We start from the raw sequence: 24,076 nt of genomic DNA, 5'->3' as shown, positions 1-24,076 counted from the left end.
TTCAGCCGGTGCGCGCCTCGCAGGCGGACAGCGCCTCCAGCACGCGGTTGACCGACGCCCGGACGCCCCAGCGCTCGGCCAGAGCCGCCAGCCGGTCCAGCACCTCGCCGTCGCGGGGGACAGGCGGCAGCCCGGAGCCGACGTCGGGCAGGTCCGCGTCGCGCAGCACGTTCACCACGGCCGGGGCCACGGCCAGGTAGGCGGCCGCGTCCTGCAGGCGGCCGCGTTGGGTCGCCGTCAGCCCCCGGTCGCCGGACTCCACCGCGGCGAGGACCCCGGCCAGGTCGCCGTAGCCGCGCAGGAGCTTGGCGGCCGTCTTCTCACCGACGCCCGGGACACCCGGCAGCCCGTCGGAGGGGTCGCCGCGCAGCACGGCGAGGTCGGCGTACGCCGGACCGCCCGCGACGCCGTACCGCTCGGCCAGCCACGCGCCGTCGACGACGGTGAGGTCGCGCACGCCCTTGGCGGTGTAGAGGACCTGGACGCCACGGGCGTCGTCCACGAGCTGGAACAGGTCCCGGTCGCCGGTGACGACGCCCACCCAGTCGGCACCGTCGGCCACGGCCCGGGTCGCGAGCGTCCCGATGACGTCGTCCGCCTCGCAGCCGGGTGCGCCGACCCGGGCGATCCCCAGCACCTCGAGCAGCTCGGCGATGACGGGCACCTGCGGTGACAGGGTGTCGGGGACCTCCTCGACGTCCGCGCCGCCGGCGACCTCCTCGACGACCCGGTGCGCCTTGTACGAGGGGATCGCGTCGACCCGCCACTGCGGCCGCCAGTCGTCGTCCCAGCACGCCACCAGGTCGGTGGGCCGGTACCGCGTCACCAGGTGGGCGATCATGTCCAGGAACCCGCGGACCGCGTTGACCGGGGTGCCGTCGGGGGCCTTCAGCGAGTCCGGCATCCCGAAGTAGGCCCTGAAGTACAGGGACGCCGAGTCCAGGAGCAGGACCCTGCGTCCGCTGCAGGGGTCGGGGGTGGGGGCCGGCGCGTCCGCGTTCGTCACGGGAGCGATCCTGCCAGTCGGTACCCTCCAGACGTGGAGGACACCGACCGCCAGATCGTCCGGCTGCTCGCCCGGGACGGGCGGATGAGCTACACCGACCTCGCCCGCGCCACGGGCCTGTCCACCTCCGCGGTGCACCAGCGGGTCCGTCGGCTCGAGGAACGCGGTGTCGTCACCGGGTACACCGCGGTGCTGGACCCCGAGGCGGTCGGGCTGTCCCTGACGGCGTTCATCTCCGTCACCCCGTTCGACCCCTCCGCACCCGACGACGTCCCCGAGCGGCTCGAGCACATCACCGAGATCGAGGCCTGCCACTCCGTCGCCGGCGACGAGGCGTACATCCTCAAGGTGCGCGTCCCCACCCCCGGCCACCTCGAGGACCTGCTCAGCCGGGTGCGCTCCGCGGCGAACGTGGCCACCCGCACCACCGTCGTGCTGTCCACCCCGTGGGAGTCGCGCCCCCCGGAGCTGTGAGCGGGACGGGGAGGCCACCACGGCGACGGCCCGGTGACGCGCCCCCACCGCGCGTCACCGGGCCGCTCGTCCGGGCCGTCCCGTGGACTCCTCGGGCGTGGACCCCTCAGGCGTGGACGGCGTGGCTGGCCAGGCCCTCGGCCTGCCGCGCGGCCGCCGCGCGGCTGCCTGCGGCCTGCTCCAGCGCTGCCGCGTGCGCCTCGGCCGCGCCGCCGTGCTCGCGCCACCAGTCCTGACCCGGCTCGGGGAGGGTGTAGATCGGGTCGTAGTAGACGTACTCGCGGTTCAGGGCGTCCGCGTCGTCGCTCTCGATGGACGTGCGGTAGTTCTTCGTCCAGTAGGAGATGCCGCGCTCGGTGTCGTACGTGTGCACCTGGTGCACCCACCGCTTGCCGACGAACGGGACGTCGCACACGATCCGCGGGGTCGCGAAGCCCGGCAGGTAGCCCATGATCGCGTGCTGCAGGTGCTGCGCCTCGGCGAGCGACATCCGCCAGTGCTCGCTGAACGGGATCATGTCGCACATGTAGAAGTAGTACGGCGTGATCGACGCCTCGTCCTGCAGCGCGAAGCACAGGTCGAGCAGCTGCTCGGCGCTGTCGTTGACCCCCCGCATCAGCACGCCCTGGTTGCGGACGTCGCGCACCCCCGCCTCGAGCATCGCGCGCGACGCCTCGGCCACCGCCGGCGTCACCGACTGGGCGTTGTTGACGTGCGTGTGGATCGCCAGGCTCACCCCGCGCGAGCGCGCCGTCGCCGCCACCCGGGCCATGCCCTCGACGACGTCCGGCTGGGACCAGTGCTGCGGCAGGCCCATCAGCGCCTTCGTCGCCAGGCGGATGTCGCGGATGTTGTCGATCTCGAGCAGGCGCATCACGAACGCCTCGAGGTTCTTCCACGGCATGTTCGCCACGTCCCCGCCGGACACGACGACGTCCCGCACCGACGGCGTGCGGCGCAGGTAGTCGACCATCGCCGCGTGCCGGTCGACCGGCTTCAGGTCGAACTTCAGCTTCGGCACCACCGGGGTGGAGTTGCCGACCAGGTCCATCCGGGTGCAGTGCCCGCAGTACTGCGGGCAGGTCGGCAGCAGCTCGGCGAGCACCTTGGTCGGGTAGCGGTGGGTCAGCCCCTCGGCCACCCACATGTCGTGCTCGTGCAGGGAGTCGCGCGTGGCGAACGGGTGGCTCGGCCAGTCGGTGCGGCGGTCCGAGAACACCGGCAGCATGTAGCGGCGGACCGGGTCGGCGTAGAACGCGCGGGTGAACTCCTCGCCGGCAGCGGGCATCCGGCCGTCGTCGAACACGCCCGTGGCACCGACCATCGTGTTGAGCATCTGCGGCGGGACGAGCATCGACATCGTCGCCCGCTCCGCCTGGTCGCGCTCGAGGTCGGCGTAGAACTCCTCGGTGAGCAGGTCACCCATCAGCTCGCGCAGCTGCTTGACGTTCTTCACGCAGTGCACGCGCTGCCACTGCGCGCTGGCCCACTCCTGCGGCGTGACGTCGCGCCACCCGGGCAGGCGCCGCCAGTCGGGCTCGACGAGCTCACGACGGCTGTAGGCATACGGCTGACCGAGGCGCGGGGTGCTGATCTCCTGGCTCACACGTGGCAGGATACGGGAAACCTTGCGGCCGACAAACCGTGTCGCCGCAATTCTTCCGCCCGATGGAGGTCTTCGTGTCCGAGCGTCCCGCGTCGCCCATCGGGGTGCATCGCGTCCTGGAGCCCGCCGGCGTGCTCCCGCAGGCGGCCTGGCGCCTGGACGCCAGCCCGCAGCTCGCCGAGGACGAGGTGCGGGTGCGCGTCGAGCGGCTCAACCTCGACGCCGCCAGCTACCGGCAGCTCGCCCAGACGCACACCGTGGACGGCGTCGTCGACGGCGACGCGGTCCGCCGCGCCGTCCTCGGCATCGTCGCCGAGCGCGGCAAGATGCAGAACCCGGTCACCGGCTCGGGCGGGATGCTCATCGGCGTCGTCGACGAGGTCGGCCCGGCGTCCCCGCTCGGCCTGCGGCCCGGCCAGCGCGTGGCGACCCTCGTCTCCCTGTCCCTGACCCCGCTGTCCCTCACCGACGACCTCGCCGGGTGGGACGGGCTGGGGGAGCAGGTGCCCGCCGAGGGGCACGCGATCCTCTTCGGCCGCAGCATCGCCGCCGTCCTGCCCGACGACCTCGACCCGGCGATGTCCCTCATGGTCATGGACGTCTGCGGGGCACCGGCCCTCGTCCGCCGCGTCGTCGCGGCCCGCGCCGACGGCCCCCTCGTCGCGGTCGTCGGCGGCGCCGGCAAGTCCGGCTCCCTGTCCCTCGCCGCCGCGCGTGCCGCGGGAGCCGGCGCCACCGTCGGCGTCGTGCCGACCTCCCACGAGGCCGAGCTGCTGACGGAGGCCGGACTCGCCGACCACGTCGTGGTCGCCGACGCCCGCGACCCGCTCGCGCTCGCCGACGCCGTCCAGGGGGCGCTCGGCCGCCCCGCGGACGTGACCGTGGTCTGCGTCGACGTCCCCGGCTGCGAGCACGGCGCGGTGCTCGCGACCGCGGACGGCGGGACCGTCGTCTTCTTCTCGATGGCGACGTCGTTCAGCGCGGCGGCTCTCGGCGCCGAGGGCCTGGCCGCCGACGTCACGATGCTCGTGGGCAACGGGTACGTGCCCGGGCACGCGGACCTCGCGCTGGACCTGCTGCGCACCACGCCGGGCGTCCGGATGCTGTTCGAGCGCCGGCTCGCGGCCGAGCACGCCTGACTGCGTCGGGCCGCCGACGCGTGACTCCGGACGCGTGGCTCTGCCGGGCCGCCGACGGCGGCCGGGGCGGGGGCGGGGGCGGTGTCAGACGGGGAGGTGGACGGGGACGTCGGAGGCCCGCTCGACCCGGTTGCGCCCGCCGCGCTTGGCGGCGTACAGCGCCAGGTCCGCCCTGCGCAGCAGGTCCTCGAAGGACAGGTCCTCGCCGTGCGTGCACGCGACACCGGCGGACATCGTGACGGCGAGCCCGGCCAGCGGCTCCGCGCCGAGGTCCTGCACGAGGCGCTCGGCCACCAGGGCGGCGGCGTGCTCGTCCTGACCGGGCAGCAGCACGAGGAACTCCTCGCCGCCGAGCCGGTAGACCAGGTCGAAGACCCGCAGCGTGCGGCGCATCCGGTACGCGGCCTCCCGCAGCACCACGTCGCCGCGGTCGTGACCGTGCTCGTCGTTGACCCGCTTGAAGTGGTCGAGGTCGCAGATCACCAGCGACACCGACGCGCCGATGGCGCGGGCCTGCGCCATCGCCTCGACGTAGCGGCCGTGCAGCGCCTTGCGGTTGAACAACCCGGTGAGCTGGTCGACGACCGCGTCACCCCGTGACTGCAGCTCGGCCTGCAGGAGGATCGTGGAGGCGGCCACCACGCTGGCGAGCACCGCCAGGTAGGCGACCACCGGGACGACCCACGGCACCTCGGGCGCCGCGGGCAGCCACCGGGCGGCGGTGACGAGCGCACCCGCCGTACCGACGAGGGAGCCGCCCACGCCCCACGCCACGACGGCCGGCCGGAACCGGGCGGCGAGCATGATGGTGGGGATGGCGGTGAACGGCAGCAGCGGGCTGTGCGCCCCGCCGGAGAACGTGGCGGTGACGAGCAGGATCACCTCGAGCACCGTGATCGACGCGAACGAGGCGATCTCCGGTCGGCGCACGAGCCGGTAGGCGACGTCGAGGCCCACCAGGGTCGTCACCGCCGCGGCCACGGTCGCCGCCACCGGCCAGCCGTACCAGTAGCTCGCGACGAGGCAGGCCAGCGACATCGCCGCGCCCTGGATCATCCGCGCGGTCCGGACCCGGTCGTTCATGTCCAGGAAGCGCTGGCGCTGCATCTCGGTGGGGCACAGCCACCGCGACACGGCACCGCGCGCCACCGGGACCTCCGCCTCCATGACTTCCTGTGTCGGCACGTCCGGGGGCCGGGTGAAGCCACGGGGCGGCCCGACCTGGGCGGGCGCCCGATCGGCCCACCGCCGATCGGGGACACGAGGAAGGCAACGGGGCGAGCGCGTCGCAGCGGTCCGCCGGGCCCACCCCGCGCGGCACCGCGGCAGCGAGGCGGCACACTGTGCCCCGTGACGACGACCCTGTACCGCAACGGCTCCGTCTACAGCCCCGCGGACCCCTTCGCGACCGCCGCCCTGGTCGACGGTGGCACCGTCGCCTGGGTCGGCTCGGAGCAGGCGGCCGACGCGCACCGCGACGGCGTCGACCGGGTCGTCGACCTCGACGGGGCGCTCCTGGCGCCCGCCTTCGTCGACGCCCACGTCCACGTGACGGAGACCGGGCTGCTGCGGGACGGTCTCGACCTGTTCGGGGCCACGAGCCTGCAGGAGGTGCTCGACGCGGTGGCCCGGGCGGCGCGTCACCGGCCGGGGGAGACCGTCCTCGGCCACGGGTGGGACGAGCGGCACTGGGCCGACCGCCGGCCGCCCACCGCCGAGGAGCTGGACCGGGCCGCGCCCGGGGTGCCCGTGTACCTGTCCCGGGTCGACGTGCACTCCGCCGTCGTGTCCGGCGAGCTGGCCGTGCGGGCCGGCCTGCACGACCTACCCGGGTGGCACGGTGACGGCCGGGTCGAGCGCGACGCCCACCACGCCGCCCGCACCGTCACCCGGCGCCTGGACGTCGGTCACCGGCGCCGGCTGGCCGAGGACACCCTGCGCGCCGCGTCCCGGGCCGGCGTCGCCGTCGTCCACGAGTGCGCCGGCCCGAACGTCTCCTCGCTCGAGGACGCGGCCACGCTGCTCGCGCTGTCCGCCGCGCCGGACCTGCCCGAGGTGCTCCTGTACTGGGGGGAGCTGGTCGGGTCCGACGAGGAGGCCGCGCGGGTCCTCGCCGAGGTCCGCGGTGCGCTCGGGGTGCACGCCGACCGCTTCCTCGGGCTCGCCGGCGACCTCAACGCCGACGGGTCCGTCGGGTCGCGCACCGCCTGCTTCCACCACGCCTACGCCGACGCGACCGAGGCCGGTCTGCCCGCCGACCACCGGGGTCTGGCGTACCTGGACGCCGACCAGGTGCGCGACCACCTCGTCGCGTGCAGCGGCGCCGGGGTCCAGGCCGGCTTCCACGCGATCGGCGACGCCGCCGTGGACGCCGTCCTCGCCGGGGCCGCCGCTGCCGCGGAGCGCGTCGGGCTCGCGGCCCTGACCGCGGCCAGGCACCGCGTGGAGCACGCCGAGGCGGTGGACGACGCCGGTGTCGCCGAGCTCGCGCGGCTGGGCCTGACGGCCAGCGTGCAGCCCGCGTTCGACGCGGCCTGGGGCGGTGAGCGGGGCATGTACGCGCAGCGGCTGGGACCGCAGCGCGGCGCGGCGCTGAACAGGTTCGGCTCCCTCGCCGCGGCGGGTGTCCCGCTGGCGCTGGGGTCGGACAGCCCCGTCACCCCGTTCGACCCCTGGGGGGCGGTCCGGGCGGCGGTGTACCACCGCACCCCCGACGAGCGGCTGTCCGCGCGTGCCGCCTTCCTGGCGCACACCCGCGGCGGGTGGCGGGCGGCGCGCCGTGACGGCGGCGGTGTCGTGGCGCCCGGTGCGCCGGCGACCTTCGCCGTCTGGCAGGTCGACGAGCTCGTCGTGCAGTCCGCGGACCCGTCGGTCGCCGCGTGGAGCACCGACCCGCGGTCGGGGACCCCGGTGCTGCCCGACCTGTCGCCCGGTGCGCCGACACCGGTCTGCCTGCGGACCGTCCGGGACGGCGTGGTCCTGCACGACGCAGGGGCGCTGGGCTGACGTCGTCCACGCAGCGCGCTGGTCAGGGCGCGGCTGGTCAGTGCGCGGCTGGTCCGGGCGCGATGGGCCGGAGTCGGCTCAGCCGGGTCCGGTGCGGTCGTTGTACCCGGGCGCGCGCTCCTGGCCGGTGATCGCGTGGATGCGCTCCATCACCTCGTCGGTGATCGCGCGACGTGCTGCGGCGGCGGGACCGCCGGCGTGGTCCTGGGGCCGCACGGGCTCGGCGAAGGTGACGCGGATGCGCCGGAACGGGCGGACCATCCGGGCGCCCACCGGCTGCACCCGGTCGGTGCCGACGAGCCCCACGGGCACGACGGGCGCTCCCGACGCCACCGCGAGCCAGCCGACCCCGGTCCGGCCGCGGTACAGCCTGCCGTCCCTGGACCGGGTGCCCTCGGGGTAGATGCCGAAGCCGTCGCCCTGGCGCAGGACGCCGAGCGCGGCGTCCAGGGAGGCCTGCGCCGCGCTGCCGGTGTCGCGGTCGACCGGCAGGGCCCCGACCGCCTCGAACAGCGCGCGGCTGAGCGCACCGCGCACGCCGGTGCCCGTGAAGTACTCGGCCTTGGCGAGGAAGGCGACCCGACGGGGGACGACGAGGGGGATGACGACGCTGTCGATGAAGGACAGGTGGTTGCTCGCGAGGAGGAACGGGCCGGTGCTCGGCACGTGCTCCAGGCCGTCGACCTCCGTGCGCCAGAACAACCGCAGCAGCGTGCGGAGGGTGCCGCGGGTCAGCGAGTAGAGCATGGGGGTCTCCCGGGGTGCCGGTGGTGCCGCACCGTTCCGTCGCCCCGGCGTGGGGCACCGCGCGGTGCGTCGACGGTACCGGCCCTGGCGCGCTGCCCGGCCGACACCCCCGACCAGGTGTCGTTGCCCGGAGAACGTCCGGTCTGACAGGCTGCTCACCGTAAGATCCACGCAGGACGTTCCGGATCGATGCGGGATCGTCCCGTGGTCCCCGTCCCCCCCGCCAGGCAGACCCACCCGCCAGGCCAGCCCGGCAAGCCCCACGACAGGAGAGTCCGTGTCCCGCTCCGCCGCGCGCCGCGCGCCGCTGCTCGACCTCGACCCCGCGGTCGTGAGGCGCGCCCGCGCCCTCGCCCGCCGGGCCACCCGGCCCGTGGTCCGCCTCGCCAGGACCCACACGACCGTCTCGGTCGAGCGCGCCACGCTGCGGATGGCCGGCCTGGCCGGGGCGGACGCCGAGCGCGTGCCGTGGGTGAACCACCTCGTCGACCAGGTGCGCGAGCAGGTCGGGTTGGAGCACGGGGTCGCGCTCCCGGTCTGGGACGCGCTGCTGCGCGACGAGGCGCCCGACCTGACCACGCTGGCGCAGAAGGCGGCCAGCGGCTCCGTCACCTTCCGGCTGCCGGAGCGACGCGACGCCGACCGCGCCGCCCGCCGCGCCCGCGCTTCCGTCGCGACCGGCGTCCGGCGCATCGACCGCGCCAGGGCCCAGCGCGAGCGCCTCGTGCGCCGGCACGGGGACCCGGCGCAGCGCCCGTGGATCTACCTCATCGTGGCCACCGGCGACATCTACGAGGACATCCCGCAGGCGCAGGCGGCGGCACGTGAGGGCGCCGACGTGATCGCGGTGATCCGCTCGACCGGCCAGAGCCTGCTGGACTACGTGCCGGAGGGCGCCACCCGGGAGGGTTACGCCGGCACCTACGCCACGCAGGAGAACTTCCGGCTGATGCGCGCGGCGCTGGACGACGTCAGCGCCGAGCTCGGCCGCTACGTGCGGCTGACCAACTACGCGTCGGGCCTGTGCATGCCGGAGATCGCGACCCTGGCCGGGCTCGAGCGGCTCGACATGATGCTCAACGACTCGATGTACGGGATCCTGTTCCGCGACATCAACCCGGTGCGGACGTTCGTCGACCAGCGCTTCTCCCGGCAGGTCCACGCCCGAGCCGGGATCATCATCAACACGGGCGAGGACAACTACCTCACCACCGCCGACGCCGTCGAGGCAGCCCACACCGTCACGGTCAGCCAGCTCGTCAACGAGGCGTTCGCGAAGGAGGCCGGGCTCACCGACGACCTGCTCGGTCTCGGGCACGCCTTCGAGATCAACCCCGACCTGCCGGACTCGTTCCGGATGGAGCTCGCGCACGCCCTGCTCGCCCGCCAGCTGTTCCCCAAGGCGCCGCTGAAGTGGATGCCGCCCACCAAGCACATGACCGGCGACGTCTTCCGCGGGTACCTGCTCGACGGCTTCTTCAACCTCGTCGGCGCCATGACCGGCCAGGGGATCCTGCTCGTGGGCATGATGACCGAGGCCGTCGTCACGCCCTGGCTGTCCGACCGCGACCTCGCCCTGCAGAACGTCCGGTACGTCATGAACGCAGCCGGCGGCTTGACCGAGGACTTCCACCCGCCAGCGGACGGCTTCATCGCCACCCGCGCCCGGCAGGTGCTGTCGGAGGCCGTCGACCTGCTGGAGCGGATCGTCGCCGAGGAGGGCGACGCGCCGCTGCTCAGCGCCATCGCGGACGGCACGTTCGGCCTGATGAAGCGCCCCGCCGACAAGGGCAAGGGCCTGGACGGCGTCGTCGCCCGCGCCGACGGGTACGTCAACCCCGCCGTCGACCTGCTCGAGGAGGGAGCGACCCGATGAGCAGCGAGGAGCTCAGCGCCTTCCATGGCGACGCCAGGGACCCGGGGGAGCGGACCGTCGTCCGCCCCTACGGCGACACGACCGGCGACGGCATGGTCCAGGTGTCCTTCACCCTCCCGGTCGCCCACGACAAGCGCGCCGAGGGCGCCGCGCAGCAGCTGGCCGAGAAGATGGGGATCGACCCGGCCCTGGTCGTGCACGCCAAGCCGATGGGCCCGCACTTCACCTTCTTCGTCGTGTACGGGCCGGTCCGCCACCTCGTCGACCTGTCGCAGGTGCAGGTCGTCGAGCGGGAGTACCCCCTGCTGAGCGCCAAGGAGGTCAACGCGGCGATCAAGAAGCGGCTGCGCCGCAAGCTGGTCGTCGTCGGCGCGTGCATCGGCACCGACGCCCACACGGTGGGGATCGACGCGATCCTCAACATCAAGGGCTTCGCCGGGGAGAAGGGCCTGGAGTACTACCGGGAGATCGAGGTCGTGAACCTCGGCGCCCAGGTCCTCGTGCCCGAGCTCGTCGAGCAGGCGCGCGCCCGCCGGGCCGACGCCGTCCTGGTCTCCCAGGTCGTCACCCAGCGGGACGCGCACCTGCACAACACCGCGGAGATGTCGGCGGCCTTCCGCGAGGCCTACCCCGCCGGAGCCGTCCCGCTGCTCGTCGTCGGCGGCCCGCGCTTCGACGAGTCCGCCGCCGAGCGGCTCGGCGTCGACCGGGTGTTCGGCCGAGGCACCACCCCCGGCGAGGTGGCGTCCTACCTCGTGCACGCCCTGCTGCCCCCGACGACCGGACGCCGCCGCGGCGCGCCGGCCGGGGCCCCCACCGACCGGAGGACAGCATGACCACCCCCGAGGACCCGCGCGTCGGACTGACGGTCGTGCACCGGCGCTACGTCCCCTACTCCCACGCCCACTACGCCGGCGACCTCGTCGACGGCGCGTACTCGCTCGCGTGCTTCGGGGACGTCGCCACCGAGGTGTGCATCCGCACCGACGGTGACGAGGGCCTGTTCGCCGGCTACGCCGACGTGCGCTTCCTGGCCCCCGTCCGCGCCGGTGACGTCCTGGAGGTGGAGGCCGTCGTCGTCCGCGTCGGCACCCGCAGCCGCGAGCTCGACCTGACCGCCCGGGTCGTCTGCCGGGGCAACCCCGCCCGCGGTGCGTCCGCCGCGGACGTCCTGGACGAACCGCTGGTCGTGACCACCGCCCGCGGGACGGTCGTCGTCCCCCCGACCGCCGGGGCGCTCTGACGCCGGACACCGTGCCCTCCACGTGCCCGACCCCGCGACACGCCGCGACGACACGCGGCGACCTGGGTGAGGCCGCGGGCAGCCGCAACCCGCTGACCTGCGACGACGTCACCTGGAGCGGGTAACCGCGCCTTGACAGCCGGTGACCTCTGGGTAACGTACGCGGCGGCCATGCAGCAGTGGCCGGCGATCGCCCCCGAGACAGCGCGGGGCGGGCCCGAGGGTCACAGCACCCGAGCCTGCCAGGTCCGCGGTCCGTGCGGTGGACGGAGCGGGTCGCCCACCACGGGGTGGACCACGGTCGGGCCCGTGCGCTCAGTAGACAACGGGGCGCTGTCGCGAACCCATCGCGGCACGGTCCGGTCCGAAGGGCGCACGGGCCGACCGGCTCCACCCGGCCGGCTCCACCCGCGCGCGGCCGCTGACCTAGAGTTCGCCACGTGACGACCGCGCCACCGGCCCCGACGCCGCGCGCCGTCACGGTCACCTCCTCCGTGGCCGCGGACCGGGCCCGCGCCGTCGCCCTCGCCACCGGCGGGGGCCTGCTGCTGTGGTGGGCCTTCCCGGGAGCGGGCTGGTGGTGGACCGCCCCGCTCGGTGTCGCCGTCGTCGACACCGCCCTGCGAGGTCGCTCGCTGCGCGGCTCCGCCGTCGTCGGCACCGTCGCCGGTGTCGCCTTCCTCCTGCCCCACCTCTCCTGGGCCGGGATCTACGTCGGCTGGCTGCCCCTGACCGCGCTGGTCGCCGTCCAGACGCTGTTCATGACCGCGGGCGGGGTGCTGCTGCGCCTCGTCCAGCGCAACCCGCCCGCCCTGGCCCTCGTCGGCACCGCAGGGGCCTGGGTCGCGATCGAGGCCGCACGCGCCCGGGTGCCGTTCGGCGGGTTCGGGTGGGGACGGCTGGCCTTCTCGCAGGCCGACGCGCCGACGCTCGGCCTGGCCGCCCTCGGCGGGGCGCCGCTGGTCACCTTCGCCGTCGCCCTGGCCGGCGCCGTCCTGGCCCTCGCGGTCCGCCGCACCGCCGACCGGCGGCTCGGGGCCGCCGCGCTCGCCACGGCGACCGGCGTCACGGCCCTGCTCGTCGGGCTCCTCGTGCCCACGCCGGTCGACGCCCAGGACGGCACCGTGCGCGTGGCCGGCGTGCAGGGCAACGTGCCGCGTCCGGGGCTGGACTTCAACGCCGAGCGCCGCGCCGTCCTGGACAACCACGCCCGGGCCACGGAGGACCTCGCCGACCGGGTCGGCTCCGGCGGGAGCCCGCGGCCCGACCTGGTGGTGTGGCCCGAGAACGCCAGCGACATCAACCCGCTGGTCAACGACGACGCCCGCAGGGTCATCGACCGTGCCGCCCGCGCGGTCGACGCGCCCGTCCTCGTCGGCACCCTGGTCCGCGACGACCGGGACCGGCTGCAGAACGTCACCATCGTCTGGGACCCGCAGGACGGCCCCGGCCAGCGCTACGCCAAGCGCCACCCCGTGCCGTTCGCCGAGTACGTGCCCTACCGGAACTTCTTCCGGTCCATCACCGACCTCGTGGACCTCGTCCGCGCAGACATGGTCCCCGGTGACCGGGTCGGCACGCTGGACGTCGCCGGGACGGTGGTCGGGGACCTGATCTGCTTCGAGGTGGTGGACGACGACCTGACCGGCGACGTCGTGGCCGCCGGGGCGCGCCTGCTCGTCGTCCAGACCAACAACGCCACGTTCGGGTACACCGACGAGAGCGTCCAGCAGCTCGCCATGTCACGGCTGCGCGCCGTCGAGCACGGCCGCTCCGTCGCCCACGTCTCCACGGTCGGGATCAGCGCGCTGGTCGCGCCCGACGGCCGGGTCGTCGAGCGCAGCGGGCACTTCACCCAGGAGGTCCTGGAGGCCGACCTGCCGCTGCGCAGCGACCTGACGATCGCGTCCAGGCTGCGGGACGGACCCGAGACGGTTCTCGTCCTGGCTGGCATCCTTGCCGCCGTGACGGGCACACGACGAGCGCGCCGCGACGGCGCCACGCAGGCATGACGCAGGGGAGCGGGCCGCTCGAGCCCGCCGGAGCGACCGGACCGCACGGCTTCCGGGTGCTGGTGATCACCCCCACCTACAACGAGCGCGAGTCGCTGCCCGGCACCGCCGGCCGGCTGCGGGCCGCCGAGCCGGACGTCGACCTGCTGGTCGTCGACGACTCCAGTCCCGACGGCACCGGCGACCTCGCCGACGCGATGGCCGCGCAGGACGACCGCGTCCACGTCCTGCACCGGACCGAGAAGGCCGGTCTGGGCCAGGCGTACGTCGCCGGGTTCGCCTGGGGGATCGAGCGCGGGTACGACGTGCTGGTGGAGATGGACGCCGACGGCTCCCACCAGCCCGAGCAGCTGCGGCTGCTCCTCGACCGTCTCGCCGAGGGCGCGGACCTGGTGCTCGGCTCGCGGTGGGTCCCCGGTGGGTCCGTCGTGAACTGGCCGCGGCACCGGCTGCTGCTCAGCCGCGGTGGCAACACCTACGCGCGGTGGAGCCTCGGCATCCCGCTGCGCGACGCCACCGGCGGGTTCCGCGCCTACCGGCGCGAGGTTCTCGAGAAGATCGCCCTGGACACCGTCGCCTCGCAGGGCTACTGCTTCCAGGTCGACCTCGCGTGGCGGACCCTGCAGGCCGGGTTCGAGGTGGCCGAGGTGCCGATCACCTTCGTGGAGCGCGTGGCGGGGCGCAGCAAGATGAGCCAGCAGATCGTCCTGGAGGCGCTCTGGCGGCTGACCCGCTGGGGTGTCGAGCGGCGGGTGCAGCGTGCCCGCGGGATCCTGCGCGGCCGGCGGGGTGGGGGTCCTCCGCCGTGACCGCTCGGCGCAGACCCGCGTGGCTGCTGTGGGTGCTGGCGGTCCTGCTGCTCACCCCCGTGGTCGAGCTGCTCGTCGTGCTCGCCGTCGCCGACCGGATCGGCGGCTGGGCGCTGGTGCTGCTGGCGGCGTCGACCGTCGCCGGGGTCCTCGTCCTGTCCCGGGGCAGCCGCGCGGCGTGGCGCCGGGCCCGGGAGAGCGCCCGGCAGGGACGCGCCCCGCAGCGTGAGGCGGTGGACGGCGCCCTCACCGTGGTCGGCGGCGTGCTGTTACTCGTCCCCGGGTTCGTCACCGACGTGCTCGCCGTGTGCTGCCTGCTCCCGCCGTTGCGGTGGGGGGTGCGGGCCCTGGTGGTGCTCGTCGTCGGCAGGTGGGCGGCCAGGGCTGTGGTGCGCGTCAGCGGGGGCGCCTTCGGGGACGTCGTCACGGGGCAGGTCGTGCTGGACGCCGAGCCGCGCGAGGACACCGGCTCCGGCCCGGCGGCGCGTCCGGTCCAGGGCCGGGTGCTGCCCCCACGGGACCCTGACGGGCCCCGCCACTGAAGCTGGCGCTGAACCTCGGAGCTGAACGGCGAACGGCCCCACCCGACGGGTGGGGCCGTTCGCCGCGCACCGACTGCTCACCGGCGCGGACGGGGGTCAGGCGCTGCGCTTCTTGACGTGCAGCTGGCCGCTGCGGAGCAGCTCCAGGCGCTCGGCGAGCAGGTCCTCCAGCTCGGCGACGGTCCGGCGCTCCAGCAGCATGTCCCAGTGGGTGCGGGCCGGCTTGCCCGGCTTCTCCTCGGGACGGCTCGCGTCCCGCATCAGCGCCTCGGCACCGCAACGGCACTCCCACAGCGCGGGCACCTCCGCCTCCGTGGAGAACGGCAGCGACGTGATGTGCCCCTCCGGGCACACGTACTCGACGGTCTGCCGCGGTGCCAGCGTCACGCCGGCATCCGACTCCATGCTCCGCGAACCCAGGTTCGACCCTCGTAGGCTCCGGTCACTCATGCTGTCGACCCCCTCGAGGTACTCGGGTTGAACCCCCGCGGACGGTCCCGTCGGCGGGGGTGCGGACGTCAGCGGCGTCCACATCCTGCAGAACGCCTCACGGGGCGTCCGTGTTCCGATGCCCAGCGTGAAGGGTCCGGAGCGATCGCGCAGGTCGTGTGGCCGAGAGGTGCGTGGATGGTGAAGATCCTCCCGGTCCGTGCTGGCCGACGGGAGAGCGCGGCTCAGATGACGCGCGGTTGCGGGTTGCCGGCGTCCTCGATGCCCTTGCGGACGTCAACCCTGAGCAGGAGCACGCCGCCGACGACGAAGAAGACGAGGAGCGACAGGATCGCGGGCCGGTAGGAGTCCGTGAGCTGGAAGACCACGCCGAAGGTGAACGTGCCGAACCAGCTCGTCCCGCGCTCGGCCGCCTGGTACAGGCTGAAGTACTCCGCCTCGCGGCCGCGGGGGAGCATCTGGCTGTACAGCGACCGGGTGAGCGCCTGTGTCCCGCCCAGGACGATCCCGATGCCCACCGCCAACGCGAGGAACAGCCCGAACCGGCCCGCGGGCAGCAGGAAGCCGGCGGCCACGACCAGCGTCCACATCACCAGCCCGCCGAGCACCGTCCGCTTGGCGCCCACGGACTCGGCGATCCGGCCGAAGAGCAGGGCGCCGCCGAAGGCCACGAACTGCACCAGCAGGATCGTCGTGATCAGCTGCTGGGTCTCGAAACCGAGCTGCTCCTGCCCGTACAGGCTGGACGAGCCGATCACCGTCTGGATGCCGTCGTTGAAGAACAGGTAGGCGAGCAGGAACAGCAGGGTCTGGGGGTAGCCGCGGGCGTGGCGCAGCGTCGCGGCGAGCTGTCCGAACGCCTCCGCGACGAGTCCCCCGGAGCGGACCGGGACGACCCGGGCAGGGGGGCGGTCGCGCAGCCCGAGGAAGGGGATGACGGTGAACCCGCCCCACCACAGGCCGGCGGTCAGCAGGCTCCAGCGCACGGCCTCGCCCTGGGTCAGGCCGAGTGCCTCGTGGGCGGTGACCAGCGCCAGGTTGGCCGCGAGGAGCAGGCCGCCGCCGAGGTAGCCCAGTGCCCACCCGCGGGAGGAGACCCGGTCCCGCTCGTCCGGCCCGGCGATGGCCGGCAGGACGGCCTCGTAGGCCACCAGCGAGGCGCCGAGGCAGATGTTGGCGACGAACTGCAGCACCGCACCGAGCTGCCAGCTCGAGCCGGTGACGAAGAACATGGACGCGGCGGCCGCGGCGCCGACCCAGGCGAAGCCGGCCATCAGGTGCCGCTTGCGGGCGGTGCGGTCGGCCAGCGCCCCGACGAGCGGGAGCAGGACGGCCGACAGGACCGTCGAGACCGTGATGACGTACAGCGCCAGGGAGCCGGGCGCCACGGGCAGGCCCAGCACCGACAGGTCGGTGCGGCACACCTCGCCGTCCGCCAGGTCCGGGCACGCGGCGGCCTGCGCGACGGTCGTCAGGTACGGGCTGAACAGCACCGTGGCGGTCGTGGTCACGTAGGCGCTGTTGGCCCAGTCGTAGAAGTACCAGGCGCGCTGCTCGCGCCGGTCACCGGTGGCCGCCCCGGCGGGGGCGGCGGTTCCGCTCGTCGTCACCGGGCGATCATGCCGTGCGCCCACCGCGCCGGTCAGCCCGCCGCCCAGCCTGTCGGTCAGTCCGTCGGTCAGTCTGTCGGTCAGCGCGGTCGTCCAGGACGACGCGCAGCCTGTCCGCCCGGTCCGTCATCAGACCGTCGACACCGGCGTCCAGCAGCCGGTGCATGTCGTCCGCCTGGTCGACGGTCCAGACGTGCACCTGCACCCCGGCGCGGTGCGCTGCGCCCAGGAGCCGCGGGGTCACCACGGTCAGGACGCGACGACCGCCGGGTACGGGGACGGCCACCCGCTCCGGCACCTGCACGCAGTCGACGCCGCGCAGCACCCGGTCGACTACCGCGCCGGGAGCCCCCGACCGCAGCGCGGCCAGCAGCCGACCGACCGTCCCCCCACCCGCCGAGGTCGCCACCGGCCGCGACAGCCTGCGCAGCACCGCCTGGCGCCGGCGGTCGGAGAACGACGCGACGCACACCCGGTCGTGCGCGGCCGTGCGCTCGATCACGTCCACCAGGGGGGCCACGGCGGCGGGGCGCTTGACGTCGACGTTGACCCGGACGTCCGGCCAGGCCCCGAGCACGTCCTCCAGCAGGGGGATCGCCTGCACCCCACCCACCCGCGCGCGCCGGACGACGTCCCACGCCAGGTCGCGCACGGCGCCGGCGCCGTCCGTGACCCGGTCGAGGTGGTCGTCGTGGAAGGCGACCAGCCGACCGTCGCGCGTGGCGTGGACGTCGGTCTCCAGGTGCGTGAAGCCGAGGTCGACGGCGGCCTGGAACGCGACCATGGTGTTCTCGAGCCCGTCCCGGGAGAACCCTCGGTGGGCGAACGCCAGCGGTCGGGGTGCGTCGAGGAAGGCGGTCACCCGCCGTACTCCCAGTGCCACGGCTCGGGCTTGGTCCCGCCCGCCTGCGCCCAGCGGGGGTGGTACCACCCGTGCAGCGGGGCGTGCAGGCGCAGCCACTCGTGCTGCGGCGAGCCGAACGACTCCACCCCGCCGCACAGGTCCACCGCCGTGCCCCACCCGTGGTGGCTGGTGCCCGGCACGGCGGCGAGGTGGGGCTTGCGCTGCCGGACGCTGACCTGGGCGGCGTGGCTGCGGTAGGAGTCGGTGACGCACAGCGGCTCACCGAACCGGGTCGCGTAGGCCAGGCTCAGCTGGTCGAAGGCGTGCGCCGCGTCCGCGCGGAGGTAGTGGCCGGGTGCGCCCCAGACCGGGCACAGCGCGTCCACGGGGATCATCCCGTTGGGGTAGCGCCCGACGTCGCCGCCCAGGCAGGTGCCGACCTCACCGGTGACCGCGTTCACCCCGCCGGGGCGGGCAGCCGCCTCGAGGCGCCGCTGCTCCGCGACCGCACGGGCCGCCTCGAGCTGCTCGGCACCCAGGCCGGCGGACTCCAGCGTCTGGGACAGCAGCGACTCCAGGACGCCGACCGCCGTGGCCTGCTCGGTGACCAGCCGGTCGGCCTCCTGGCGCGCCCGCTCGGCCTCCTCGGCCGCGGTCACCGCCGCGGCGGCCGCGTCCCGCGCACGGCGGGTCGCGTCGGCCTGGACCGCCTCCGCCTCCGTGACGTCGACGACGACGCCGCCACGCATCCGCCCGACCCGGTCGAGCATCGTCAGCCGCTGCGCCAGGTCGTCGGTGCTGCCCCGGGTCAGGGCACCCATCAGCCGCTCGTAGTCGGCGAGCGTCCCGCCCTCGCGGTAGGTGCGCGAGGCCCACCGGCCCATCTCGCCGCGCTTCGCCCCGACCAGCTCGCGCGCCGCCTCCAGACGCCCCAGCTGGTGCTGCTCCTCGGCCAGCGCCGCGTCCCTGGCCCGCAGCGCCTCCTCCGCGGCCTCGAGGGCGGCGCCCGCCGCCTCGGACAGCTCCAGCAGCCGCTCGCGCGCGGCGTCGACGGCGGCGGCCTGCGTCCCGATGGTCTCCAGCAGCCGTTCGGCCTCGGCCTGCTGCTCGGCCAGCTCCTCCGGCGTCCGCTCGTGGTCCGGGTCGGGTGCGGGCGGCGCGTCGAGCCCGGCCCCGGCCGCGCGGGTACTGGCCTCCGCACCGGTCTCCGCTCCGGTCCGCGGCGCGCCGGCGTCCGCGGTGGCGTGCGCGACCGGCCCGCCGGCTGCCAGCGCACCCGTCAGCGCGCACGCGGTCAGCAGACCACCCAGGGTCCGGTGCACCACGTGGACTCCCCTCCTGCGCCGGCCGGTCACGGTCGGGTCCCAGTGTGCGTCACGAGGGCCGCCCGCGGGAGTCGAACCGGCGGGCAGGTCGCGGCCATTCGGCGGTCGTCCGGTGACGGGCCGGTGACGCGGCCCGCTGCGGAGGCAGCGCGAGGTCCTTAGGGTGGCGGGGTGGACGACACCGACACGATGACCTACCGGCAGCTCGGCGCGAGCGGGCTCACCGTCTCGGCCGTGGGGCTCGGGTGCAACAACTTCGGTGGCCGGATCGACGCGGAGCGGACCGAGGAGGTCGTCGCCGCGGCGCTCGACGCGGGGATCACCCTGTTCGACACGGCCGACGCGTACGGCGGCACCCCGGGGCAGAGCGAGGAGCTCCTCGGACGGGCGCTGGGCTCGCGGCGGGACGAGGCCGTGGTGGCGACGAAGTTCGGGCTGGACGTCGGGGACGCGAACGGTCCCGCCCGCGGCGCCCGTGGGTCGCGGCGGTACGTGCGCGCCGCCGTCGAGGCGAGCCTGCGCCGGCTCGGGACCGACTGGATCGACCTGTACCAGCTGCACCGCCCGGACCCGCTGACCCCGGTCGAGGAGACCGTCGCCGCCCTGCACGAGCTGGTGCAGGAGGGCAAGGTCCGGTACGTCGGGCACTCGAACCTCAGCGCCTGGCAGGTCGTCGACGCCGACTGGCTGGCCCGCACGAGCGGCATGACCCCGTTCGTCTCGGCGCAGAACGAGTACTCGCTGCTGGACCGCGGGGTCGAGGCGGACCTCGTGCCGGCGTGCGAGCACGTGGGCGTCGGGCTGCTGCCGTACTTCCCGCTGGCCTCCGGCCTGCTGACCGGCAAGTACCGCCGTGACCAGCCCGCGCCCGACGGGACGCGCCTGGTGAAGCGGCCCGAGCGGCTCGCTGCCGCGGACTTCGACCGGATCGAGGCGCTCGAGCGCTACGCCGCCGACCGCGACCTGACGATCCTGGACGTCGCGATCGGCGGCCTGGCCGCGCAGCCGGCGGTCGCCTCCGTGATCGCCGGGGCGACCAGCGCCGAGCAGGTGCGGGCCAACGCCCGGGCCGGGGCCTGGGTGCCCACGGCGCAGGACCTGGCCGAGCTGGACGCGGTGGCCCCCGGCCCGGCGGCCGCCTGACGGTCCGACCGACGGTGAGGCCTCAGGAGCCGGCGGTGTACAGCGACTCGACGTCGGCGGCGAAGTCACGCATGACGACCGCCCGCTTGAGCTTCAGGGTCGGGGTCAGGTAGCCGGCGTCCTCGGTGAAGTCCACCGGCAGGATGCGGAACCTGCGGATGCGCTCGGCGGCGGAGACCGTCGCGTTCGCGGAGTCCACGGCATGCTGGACCTCCGCGCGCACCTGCGGGTCGTCCACGAGGTCGGCCACGGCGGTCGGTGGGCGGCCGTTCTGCTCCAGCCAGGCGGCCACGGACTCCGCGTCGAGTGTCACCAGCGCGGCGACGTGGTTGCGGCCGTCACCGACGACCATCGCCTGGCTGACCAGCACGTGCCCGCGCACGACGTCCTCGAGCGGTGCGGGGGAGACGTTCTTGCCCGCGGCGGTCACGAGGATCTCCTTGGAGCGGCCCGTGATCGTGAGGAAGCCGTCGGCGTCGACGGCCCCCAGGTCGCCGGTGCGGAACCAGCCGTCCTCGTCGAACGCGGCCGCGGTGGCCTCGGGGTTGTTGAAGTAGCCACGGAAGACGTGGCCGCCCCGCACGCGGATCTCGCCGTCCTCGGCGATCCGGACCTCGAAGCCGGGCAGCGGACGCCCCACGGTGCCGATCCTGGTCGCGGCGCGGGTGTTGACGGTGCACGCCGCCGTGGTCTCCGTCAGGCCGTAGCCCTCCAGCACGGTGACGCCGATGCCGCGGAAGAAGTGGCCGAGCCGCGCCCCGAGGGCTGCGCCGCCGGACACGGCCCACTGCGTCCGCCCGCCGAACGCCGCGCGGATCCTGCCGTAGACCAGGCGGTCGAACAGGGCGCGCCGCACCGACAGCAGGACGCCCGGGCGGCGGCCCGCGTCCAGGGCCTCGCTCCACGCCACCGCGGTCGCCGCAGCCGCCTCGAAGACGCGCCCCTTGCCGTTGGCGACGGCCTTGCGCTGGGCGGTGTCGAAGACGCGCTCGAAGACGCGGGGGACCGCGAGCACGAACGTGGGTCGGAACGTGGGCAGGTCGACCGTGATGCGCCCGACGTCCGTGTGACCGGTCCGGACGGCGTGCAGGACGACGGCGACCTGGATCATCCGGCCGAACACGTGGGCCAGGGGCAGGAACAGCAGCGTGGCCGCCTCGGGGTCCTCGAACAGCTCCGGCAGCGCGTCGATCGCGGAGGTGACCTCGGCGAGGAAGTTGCCGTGCGTCAGCTCGCAGCCCTTGGGGCGTCCGGTCGTGCCGGAGGTGTAGATGAGGGTGGCCAGGTCGTCGCGGCCCAGGGCCCGGCGGCGGGCGTCGACCTCCGGGTCGGCCGCGTCCGTCCCGGAGCCCTCGAGGTCGCTCAGCGAGGGCTCGCCGTCACCGCCCTCGATGACCCAGTGGTGACGCAGGGCGGGTGCCTCGGCGCGGGCCTGCTGGAGCGTGCGGGCGTGGCCACGGCTCTCGACCACCGCGGCGACGGCCTCGGAGTCCCGCAGGATCCACTCGAGCTGGGACGCCGAGGAGGTCTCGTACACGGGCACCACGACCGCACCCACGGACCACAGGGCGAAGTCGACGACCGTCCACTCGTAGCGGGTCCGTGACATCAGCACGACCCGGTCGCCGGGCTGCACGCCCGCGGCGAGGAAGCCGCGGGCGAGCCGACGGACGTGCTCCTCGAGCGCCGCGGCGGTGACGTCCAGCCACTCCTTGCCGTCGCGCCGCTGGACGACGACCCTGTCCGGCTGACGGCGGGCGTTCTCCGCCGTGATGACCGCCAGGCTCGCGGGCGCGTCCGCACCCTTCCACCACGTCTGCGGTCGGGCGGCTGGGGGTGTCGAGGGGGTCACCCGGGCAACCTTAGTGCGGGGTGCGGCGGCGCCGGTGGGGCGAGGCCAGCGCCGCGCAGCGGTGCGCCGCGCGTCGCGGTGCGCTTCCGCCGGAACGGTGTTGACTGACGGCCATGGTGGGGCGGGCGGGTACGGGAGGGGCGGCGGGCAGGGCGCTGTCGCTGGTGCTGTGCGTCCTGCTGGCGTCGGGGTGCTCGCTGACCGTGCCGACGGACCCGGAGGGCACCTTGGACCGCGTCCGTGGCGGCGTCCTACGGGTGGGCGTTTCGCCGAACCCACCGTGGACCGAGCTGCCCACGGGTGCCGACGACCCCCGGCCGCTGGGTCGGGAGGTCGAGCTGGTCGAAGGGTTCGCCGAGGAGCTCGACGCCGAGGTCCGGTGGACGGCCGGCGGTGAGGAGGACCTGTTCGACCAGCTGGAGCGCGGGCACCTGGACGTCGTCGTGGGCGGCCTGACGAGCCGTTCGCCCTGGTCCTCGCACGCGGCGCTGACGGTGCCGTACGTCGAGGTGCCGGGTCGGGACGGGAAGCCGCAGGGGCACGTGGTGGCCGTGCGGATGGGGGAGAACGCGTTCCTGGTGAGGCTGGAGCGATACCTGCTGGAACAGGAGGTCCGGCCGTGACCCGGCGGACTGAGTCGACGGGCAGGTCGACGGGCAGGTCGACGGGTACCCGGCTCACCCGCACGGGACGCTTCGGGCACACCGAGCTGCCGGACGAGGTGCAGGGCGCCCTGCGGCGTGCGGTGCACCTGGAGTGGTGGACCATCGGCTTCCTCGTGACCGCCGTGGCGCTGATGTACGCGGTGATGGGGTCGTCGCAGGCGATGAAGGCGGCGTGGGCCGAGGACCTGCTGTCCTTCATCCCGCCGCTGGCGTTCCTGGTCGCGATCCGGGTCGCCCGCCGCCGGCCGAGCGAGGGGCACCCGTACGGGTACCACCGGTCCGTGGGCGTCGGTCACCTCGTCGCGGCGACGGCGCTGCTCGGGATGGGCACGTTCCTGGTCTACGACTCGGCGACCGGGCTGCTGTCGGCGGAGCACCCACCCGTCGGGGTGATGGTGGTGCTCGGCCAGCCGGTGTGGTCCGGCTGGTTGATGATCGCCGTCCTGGCCTACACCGCGGTGCCGCCCGTCCTTCTCGGCCGGGCGAAGCTGCCCCTGGCGGAGCAGCTGCACGACCGGGTCCTGTACGCGGACGCGGACATGAACAAGGCGGACTGGATGACGGCGGTCGGCGGTATCGCCGGTGTGGTCGGGATCGGGCTGGGCCTGTGGTGGGCGGACGCCGTCGCGGCCCTGTTCATCTCCGTCAGCATCCTGCGGGACGGGGTGCGCAACCTGCGGACCGCGGTGACCGCGTTGATGGACGCGAGTGCGCGCACCGTCGACGGGGGCCGGCCGCACCCGCTCGTCGACGCGGTGGACGAGGTGCTGTGCCGTGAGTCGTGGGTGGAGCGGGCGAGGTCGCGGGTGCGCGACGAGGGGCACGTCTTCCACGTCGAGTCGTTCGTCGTGCCGGTGCGGGGTTACCGTCCGACGCTCGCGGAGCTGGACGCCTTGCGCGAGAAGGCCCTCGACCTCGACTGGAAGGTGCAGGACATGGTCGTGGTGGCCGTCGAGGAGCTGCCCGCCGAGATGCTGCCCAGCGTGCACCGCGAGGCGGTGGAGCAGGACGAGAGCCGCACGCAGGGACCGGAGGGTGGGGGAGAGGCCGGTACCCGGACGCGGTGAGGAGCCCGTGAGGGGTCAGGCGGACGTCCACTGCCGGAGCTGGTCCTCCCAGCCCTCGGCCCGGGCCATCAGCTGGAAGGCCGTCGACCCGTCGACGTGCTCGCGCACGATGTCGGCGTGACCGGCGTGGCGGGCCGTCTCCTCGATCAGGTGCAGCAGGACCCAGCGCAGCGACCACGCCTCGACGTCCTGCGGGAACCACGGGACGTCCCGCGGGACGGGAACCGGGTGGTCCATCGGCAGGTCGTAGGCGACCTCCTCAGTCCGTCGCGCCACCTGGGCGTAGGCGGACAGCACGTCGGCGACCGTCTCGCCCGGCGCGAGGCGGAACTGCTCGTCGTAGCGGACCGGCGCCTCCAGGGGCTGGCGCAGCACGGTCTCGGTGATCCACTGCTGCTCCATGTGCAGGCAGTGCTTGAGCAGCCCGACGACGCTGAGCGCGCTGCGGGTCGGTGTGGCGGACGCCTGCTCGTCGGTCAGCCCGTGGACGGCGAAGCGCAGGGCGTCGCGTTGCTGGGCCAGGAAGGCCAGCAGGCCCTCGCGCTCGTCGCGGACCGGGGGGACGTTGCCTGGCACGGGGTGCTCCTCTTGTCGGTGGCAGCAGCCAACCAGCGGGGTCCGACAGCCCGGCGTCCCGGTGTGCCGGGACGGAGCTCGATC

At 74.7% G+C, this 24,076-nt stretch carries 22 protein-coding genes; 12 read left to right on the top strand and 10 right to left on the bottom strand.

Annotation, left to right across the window (positions count from 1 at the left end; all coding sequences use genetic code 11):
* Position 1: 1 nt before the first annotated feature.
* A complete protein-coding gene (locus ACYVQV_RS00725) occupies positions 2 to 1,006 on the bottom strand; it encodes a 5'-3' exonuclease (RefSeq protein WP_461021336.1) in 1,005 nt (334 codons plus the stop codon).
* Between the two features lie 33 nt (positions 1,007 to 1,039).
* Here ACYVQV_RS00725 and ACYVQV_RS00720 point away from each other — a divergent pair, with 33 nt between their 5' ends.
* The gene (locus ACYVQV_RS00720) at positions 1,040 to 1,480 is read left to right on the top strand and encodes an Lrp/AsnC family transcriptional regulator (protein WP_461021335.1); all 441 of its coding nucleotides are present in this window, start codon (positions 1,040 to 1,042) and stop codon (positions 1,478 to 1,480) included.
* Positions 1,481 to 1,586: 106 nt separating this feature from the next.
* Here ACYVQV_RS00720 and ACYVQV_RS00715 read toward each other — a convergent pair whose 3' ends face one another.
* A complete protein-coding gene (locus tag ACYVQV_RS00715; RefSeq protein WP_461021334.1) occupies positions 1,587 to 3,086 on the bottom strand; it encodes a KamA family radical SAM protein in 1,500 nt (499 codons plus the stop codon).
* A gap of 74 nt (positions 3,087 to 3,160) precedes the next feature.
* On the opposite strand from ACYVQV_RS00715, the gene kdd reads away from it, so the two are divergent.
* The gene (gene kdd, locus ACYVQV_RS00710) at positions 3,161 to 4,225 is read left to right on the top strand and encodes an L-erythro-3,5-diaminohexanoate dehydrogenase (RefSeq protein WP_461021333.1); all 1,065 of its coding nucleotides are present in this window, start codon (positions 3,161 to 3,163) and stop codon (positions 4,223 to 4,225) included.
* 84 nt (positions 4,226 to 4,309) lie between these two features.
* Here the strand turns inward: kdd and ACYVQV_RS00705 are convergent, their stop codons facing one another.
* A complete protein-coding gene (locus ACYVQV_RS00705; RefSeq protein ID WP_461021332.1) occupies positions 4,310 to 5,392 on the bottom strand; it encodes a GGDEF domain-containing protein in 1,083 nt (360 codons plus the stop codon).
* A 183-nt stretch (positions 5,393 to 5,575) separates the two neighbouring features.
* Between ACYVQV_RS00705 and ACYVQV_RS00700 the strand changes: the two genes are divergently transcribed.
* The gene (locus ACYVQV_RS00700) at positions 5,576 to 7,231 is read left to right on the top strand and encodes an amidohydrolase (RefSeq protein WP_461021331.1); all 1,656 of its coding nucleotides are present in this window, start codon (positions 5,576 to 5,578) and stop codon (positions 7,229 to 7,231) included.
* 78 nt (positions 7,232 to 7,309) lie between these two features.
* On the opposite strand, the gene ACYVQV_RS00695 is transcribed toward ACYVQV_RS00700, so the two are convergent.
* Positions 7,310 to 7,978: a lysophospholipid acyltransferase family protein gene (locus ACYVQV_RS00695; protein WP_461021330.1), complete on the bottom strand. Its 669-nt coding sequence runs from the start codon at positions 7,976 to 7,978 to the stop codon at positions 7,310 to 7,312.
* A 277-nt stretch (positions 7,979 to 8,255) separates the two neighbouring features.
* Here ACYVQV_RS00695 and kamD point away from each other — a divergent pair, with 277 nt between their 5' ends.
* From kamD to ACYVQV_RS00665, 6 genes are all read left to right on the top strand, one after another.
* On the top strand, positions 8,256 to 9,854 hold the full coding sequence (gene kamD, locus ACYVQV_RS00690) for a lysine 5,6-aminomutase subunit alpha (RefSeq protein WP_461021329.1): 1,599 nt from the start codon (positions 8,256 to 8,258) through the stop codon (positions 9,852 to 9,854).
* Entirely contained in the window at positions 9,851 to 10,690 is an 840-nt protein-coding gene (gene kamE / locus ACYVQV_RS00685; protein WP_461021328.1) for a lysine 5,6-aminomutase subunit beta, read from the top strand. The genes kamD and kamE overlap by 4 nt, the downstream gene beginning before the upstream one ends.
* Positions 10,687 to 11,097, top strand: a complete 411-nt coding sequence (gene kal, locus ACYVQV_RS00680) for a 3-aminobutyryl-CoA ammonia lyase (protein WP_461021327.1) — start codon at positions 10,687 to 10,689, stop codon at positions 11,095 to 11,097. The genes kamE and kal overlap by 4 nt, the downstream gene beginning before the upstream one ends.
* A 440-nt stretch (positions 11,098 to 11,537) precedes the next feature.
* Positions 11,538 to 13,109, top strand: a complete 1,572-nt coding sequence (gene lnt, locus ACYVQV_RS00675; protein WP_461021326.1) for an apolipoprotein N-acyltransferase — start codon at positions 11,538 to 11,540, stop codon at positions 13,107 to 13,109.
* Positions 13,106 to 13,918, top strand: coding sequence for a polyprenol monophosphomannose synthase (locus tag ACYVQV_RS00670; RefSeq protein ID WP_461021325.1), 813 nt, complete (start codon positions 13,106 to 13,108; stop codon positions 13,916 to 13,918). The genes lnt and ACYVQV_RS00670 overlap by 4 nt, the downstream gene beginning before the upstream one ends.
* A complete protein-coding gene (locus tag ACYVQV_RS00665; RefSeq protein ID WP_461021324.1) occupies positions 13,915 to 14,460 on the top strand; it encodes an FxsA family protein in 546 nt (181 codons plus the stop codon). Before ACYVQV_RS00670 ends, ACYVQV_RS00665 begins: the two co-directional genes overlap by 4 nt.
* A 96-nt stretch (positions 14,461 to 14,556) precedes the next feature.
* Here the strand turns inward: ACYVQV_RS00665 and ACYVQV_RS00660 are convergent, their stop codons facing one another.
* From ACYVQV_RS00660 to ACYVQV_RS00645, 4 genes are all read right to left on the bottom strand, one after another.
* Positions 14,557 to 14,910 (bottom strand): RNA polymerase-binding protein RbpA, encoded by a 354-nt coding sequence (locus ACYVQV_RS00660; protein ID WP_461021323.1) that lies wholly within the window; start codon positions 14,908 to 14,910, stop codon positions 14,557 to 14,559.
* 224 nt (positions 14,911 to 15,134) lie between these two features.
* Complete coding sequence (locus ACYVQV_RS00655; RefSeq protein WP_461021322.1) at positions 15,135 to 16,520, bottom strand: MFS transporter; 1,386 nt, start codon at positions 16,518 to 16,520, stop codon at positions 15,135 to 15,137.
* A gap of 7 nt (positions 16,521 to 16,527) precedes the next feature.
* On the bottom strand, positions 16,528 to 17,382 hold the full coding sequence (locus tag ACYVQV_RS00650; RefSeq protein ID WP_461021321.1) for a glycerophosphodiester phosphodiesterase: 855 nt from the start codon (positions 17,380 to 17,382) through the stop codon (positions 16,528 to 16,530).
* Positions 17,379 to 18,689, bottom strand: coding sequence for a D-alanyl-D-alanine carboxypeptidase family protein (locus tag ACYVQV_RS00645; protein ID WP_461021320.1), 1,311 nt, complete (start codon positions 18,687 to 18,689; stop codon positions 17,379 to 17,381). The genes ACYVQV_RS00650 and ACYVQV_RS00645 overlap by 4 nt, the downstream gene beginning before the upstream one ends.
* A gap of 171 nt (positions 18,690 to 18,860) precedes the next feature.
* Between ACYVQV_RS00645 and ACYVQV_RS00640 the strand changes: the two genes are divergently transcribed.
* The gene (locus ACYVQV_RS00640; protein WP_461021319.1) at positions 18,861 to 19,832 is read left to right on the top strand and encodes an aldo/keto reductase; all 972 of its coding nucleotides are present in this window, start codon (positions 18,861 to 18,863) and stop codon (positions 19,830 to 19,832) included.
* Positions 19,833 to 19,854: 22 nt separating this feature from the next.
* Here ACYVQV_RS00640 and ACYVQV_RS00635 read toward each other — a convergent pair whose 3' ends face one another.
* On the bottom strand, positions 19,855 to 21,684 hold the full coding sequence (locus ACYVQV_RS00635; RefSeq protein WP_461021318.1) for an AMP-dependent synthetase/ligase: 1,830 nt from the start codon (positions 21,682 to 21,684) through the stop codon (positions 19,855 to 19,857).
* Between the two features lie 113 nt (positions 21,685 to 21,797).
* On the opposite strand from ACYVQV_RS00635, the gene ACYVQV_RS00630 reads away from it, so the two are divergent.
* Entirely contained in the window at positions 21,798 to 22,307 is a 510-nt protein-coding gene (locus ACYVQV_RS00630; protein WP_461021317.1) for a transporter substrate-binding domain-containing protein, read from the top strand.
* 86 nt (positions 22,308 to 22,393) lie between these two features.
* The gene (locus ACYVQV_RS00625; protein WP_461021498.1) at positions 22,394 to 23,416 is read left to right on the top strand and encodes a cation transporter; all 1,023 of its coding nucleotides are present in this window, start codon (positions 22,394 to 22,396) and stop codon (positions 23,414 to 23,416) included.
* A gap of 15 nt (positions 23,417 to 23,431) precedes the next feature.
* Here ACYVQV_RS00625 and ACYVQV_RS00620 read toward each other — a convergent pair whose 3' ends face one another.
* Positions 23,432 to 23,992, bottom strand: a complete 561-nt coding sequence (locus ACYVQV_RS00620; protein ID WP_461021316.1) for a DinB family protein — start codon at positions 23,990 to 23,992, stop codon at positions 23,432 to 23,434.
* Between the last annotated feature and the right edge of the window lie 84 nt (positions 23,993 to 24,076).

The sequence above is a fragment of the Thalassiella azotivora genome, assembly GCF_054781695.1.
This window is presented reverse-complemented; position numbering and strand designations above follow the sequence as displayed.